Origin of the sequence: uncultured Maricaulis sp. (assembly GCF_963976135.1) — a bacterium.
Classification (GTDB): Bacteria; Pseudomonadota; Alphaproteobacteria; order Caulobacterales; family Maricaulaceae; genus Maricaulis.
In genome coordinates, this window is record NZ_CAXBKN010000166.1 from 1 (window position 1) to 3,035 (window position 3,035).

Annotated in this window: 4 protein-coding genes and 1 pseudogene; 2 read left to right on the top strand and 3 right to left on the bottom strand. The window is 63.8% G+C overall.

Annotated elements, in window-relative coordinates; all coding sequences use genetic code 11:
* Positions 1-653, top strand: a 653-nt coding sequence (locus tag AAC023_RS14160) for an SLC13 family permease (RefSeq protein ID WP_339741894.1), incomplete at its 5' end; no start/stop codon positions are given.
* Here AAC023_RS14160 and AAC023_RS14165 read toward each other — a convergent pair.
* The 3 genes from AAC023_RS14165 to AAC023_RS14175 form a co-directional block, all read right to left on the bottom strand.
* A complete protein-coding gene (locus AAC023_RS14165) occupies positions 650-934 on the bottom strand; it encodes a type II toxin-antitoxin system RelE/ParE family toxin (protein WP_339741896.1) in 285 nt (94 codons plus the stop codon). The genes AAC023_RS14160 and AAC023_RS14165 overlap by 4 nt on opposite strands.
* Positions 931-1,200, bottom strand: a complete 270-nt coding sequence (locus AAC023_RS14170) for a type II toxin-antitoxin system ParD family antitoxin (protein ID WP_339741898.1) — start codon at positions 1,198-1,200, stop codon at positions 931-933. The genes AAC023_RS14165 and AAC023_RS14170 overlap by 4 nt, the downstream gene beginning before the upstream one ends.
* Before the next feature lie 73 nt (positions 1,201-1,273).
* The gene (locus AAC023_RS14175) at positions 1,274-2,248 is read right to left on the bottom strand and encodes a hypothetical protein (protein WP_339741900.1); all 975 of its coding nucleotides are present in this window, start codon (positions 2,246-2,248) and stop codon (positions 1,274-1,276) included.
* 183 nt (positions 2,249-2,431) lie between these two features.
* Here AAC023_RS14175 and AAC023_RS14180 point away from each other — a divergent pair.
* Positions 2,432-3,035, top strand: a pseudogene (locus AAC023_RS14180) (DNA polymerase I); the annotation flags it as partial.

A 3,035-nucleotide genomic window follows, 5' to 3' on the forward strand; every position in this document is an offset into this window, starting at 1 on the left:
CCTTCTTCTCCGGCGAGGGCTGGAATTGGGGCTGGAACCCGCTGCTCGCCTGGCTCACCGGCAGCTTGGGCATCCCCGTCGCCATCCAGATGACCGATACCCAGATCGCCGTGATGGGCGCATTGGCAACCTTCCTGATCCCGGCCGGCGCCAGGGGCGAGGCCAAAGGCGAGGCGCTGATGAACTGGGACGGGCTCGCCCGCCTGCCCTGGAATGTCGTCATCCTGTTCGGCGGCGGCCTCTCGCTCGCCGCAGCGCTGTCCTCGACAGGCCTGGCCGGCTGGCTCGGGGCGCAGCTCTCCTTCGTCTCCGACTGGCCGCTGCCGCTGCTCATCCTGGTGATGGTCGCCGCCGTCGTCTTCCTGACCGAGCTGACCTCGAATGTCGCCACCACCACGGCCTTCCTGCCGGTGCTCGGCGTGCTCGCCGTCAGCGCCGGCGTGCCACCGGAACAACTCGTATTGCCGGTCGCGATTGCCGCCTCGACCGCTTTCATGCTGCCGGTCGCAACCGCGCCGAATGCCATCGTCTACGCCTCCGGCGCCGTTACCCAGGGCCAGATGATCAAGGCCGGCTTCCGGCTCAACACCGCAGCGATCCTGATCATCACGGCGATCGGGATTGTGGCCGGGCAAGTGGGGTTTGGGGGTTAGACCGTCAGCTGGAGCTTGCGATTGCCGTGTTGCACGCGCTCAATGCGGACCATTGCCTCCCTGACCCGATACAGAATGAGATACTGCTTGTACGAAAGTGCGCGAATGCCGGGATCGATATCGTCCCGCTGAGGCGCCGCCTCCGGAAAGTCAGCCAGCGCAAGACAGCGATCGATGATTTCATCGATGAAGGAGTCCGCTCGTGCGGGATTGTCCAGGGCGATAAATCCGGCAATCTCGCGCAGGTCGACCTGCGCCAAAGGGGCGAACTCGACCTTCACGTCTCAGTCCGCCGTCCGGCAATCTCCCGCACATGCGCCTTCAGGTGCGCGCGCACATCTTCGACCGGAATCCCCGGCCCGCTTTCCGCGCCCAGCCTGACCGCCTCACGCAATTCCTCCAGCTCGGAGAGAAATTTCGCCTCGCGCTCCTCGACCATGCGCAGCCCGTCGCGCAGGATCTCGCTCTTGGAATTATAGCGCCCCGACTGGATCAACTCGGTCATCAACGCCTCGAAACGCGGACCAAGGGCATAACTGCTGGGCATTGGGATCGCTCCATCGGAATAGTGGATGGATAATTATTATCATATCGGCGCCAGCGAAGACACAATTTTCCGGTCAGAACGACGCCCCGGCCGCCCCGCCAGGGCGGCATACCAGGCGAGGCCGTACGCTGAGTTCGACCTGCTCCCTGTTGGCCGCCGTAGCGATCGAGAGGTTCATACCGCTGTCCTGCAAGCAGGCCTCCACTGCCTCGTCCCGCCGCCCAAGCAAGCCCAGCGCCTGGCACTCCCACTGACCCGACGACGAGATGGTCGCAGTCCGGACTTCCCCGTCTGGACCGAATTGCTCATCAATCTCTTCTCGGAAAGGCTCAGCGCGAAGCTGGTCCACCAATCCATCCAGGATGCTGTCGGCCCGGTCACATTCACCGAGCAAGGCCAGAGCCTGAGCTTCGGAGATTGCACGCGAGGCGGCGCATTCGCGCACTTCGAGACAATAGGCTGGCGCCGGTTCTCGCAACCATTCCAGCATGGCATCCGGCCGCCGGGCCGCGAGATAGGTATATAATTTCACCTCATCCAGACGCCGCCTGGCCGAGGCCGACCAGCGACGGGTGTCTAGGTTTTCAACCGCAGCCATCGCCTCGTCGACACGGCCACGGCGCTCAAGCAGCAGCATGTAGACCGAGACCGGCAGATCAGGTTGCGCCAGACGCGGCGCCTGCTCGCCGGCGACCAGATCGATGAGCTCGCGCAGCGCATCGAGATCATGGGCTTGATTGAAGGCCCAACTGGCCTCCATCACAGTGTAGTCCGTCGGGGCCTGCAGCACAGCCGCCCGCGCCAAATCGGCGGCGGGACCATAGCGGCCCAGTTCACGCCAGGCCTCGGCGCGGGTCTGCCGGCCTGACAGAAGGAGCTCGGGATCGGAGGTCTTCGTGCGCGCCCAGTAGGACAGGCCCAATGCCAGCAGCGGCGGCTGATTCCAGCCGGCTGCACGATCCGTCAGTTCCCGTGCGGTCGGTGTGAAACCGCCCACCCCGGTCGCATGCAAAACCGTGTCGGCGGCAATGAATGCGGCCAAAGCCATTGCCACGGCGATAGTACCCCGTATCCAGACCCGCATTCCCGACCCCCACCCGTAAAGATTGAGGGATCAGAGCCGATCACCGCTGGTTTGACAAGTCAGCACTCCGCCCCCGCCGCAACTCCCCCATGACCTGCGCCGCGCACCGCGCTAGTCTGCGCCAACGCGAATCCCGAGGACTTTCCCATGGCCGTTCACAGACCCGTCGATGCTTCCAGCCATGTCTATCTGATCGACGGATCGGGCTATATTTTCCGCGCCTATCATGCGCTGCCGCCGCTGACGCGCTCGGACGGGACGCCGGTTGGCGCGGTGCAGGGGTTCTGCAACATGTTGTGGAAGCTGCTGGAAGACATCAATCACGGCGAGAAACCGACCCATATGGCGGTGATTTTCGACTATTCCGGCAAGACCTTCCGCAATGATCTCTACCCGCTCTACAAGGCCCATCGTCCGCCGGCGCCTGAGGATCTGGTGCCGCAATTCGCGCTGATCCGTGAAGCGACGCGCGCCTTTGGTGCGCCTTCAGTCGAGGTCGAGAATTACGAGGCCGATGATCTCATCGCCACCTATGCCCGCCAGGCCGAGGCCAAGGGGGCGCGGGTCTCGATTGTCTCCTCGGACAAGGATCTGATGCAGCTGGTCTCCGACAAGATCACCCTGCTCGACACCATGAAGAACAAGCGCATCGATGCCGATGGTGTGTTCGAGAAATTCGGTGTCGGACCCGACCGGGTGATCGATGTCCAGGCGCTGGCCGGCGACAGTGCCGACAATGTGCCCGGCGTGC

What these genes read in the sequence shown, in the direction of transcription:
- AAC023_RS14175 (WP_339741900.1), bottom strand. Translation starts at nt 2,248, where the DNA reads ATGGCTTTGGCCGCATTCATTGCCGCCGACACGGTTTTGCATGCGACC.
- AAC023_RS14170 (WP_339741898.1), bottom strand. Translation starts at nt 1,200, where the DNA reads ATGCCCAGCAGTTATGCCCTTGGTCCGCGTTTCGAGGCGTTGATGACC.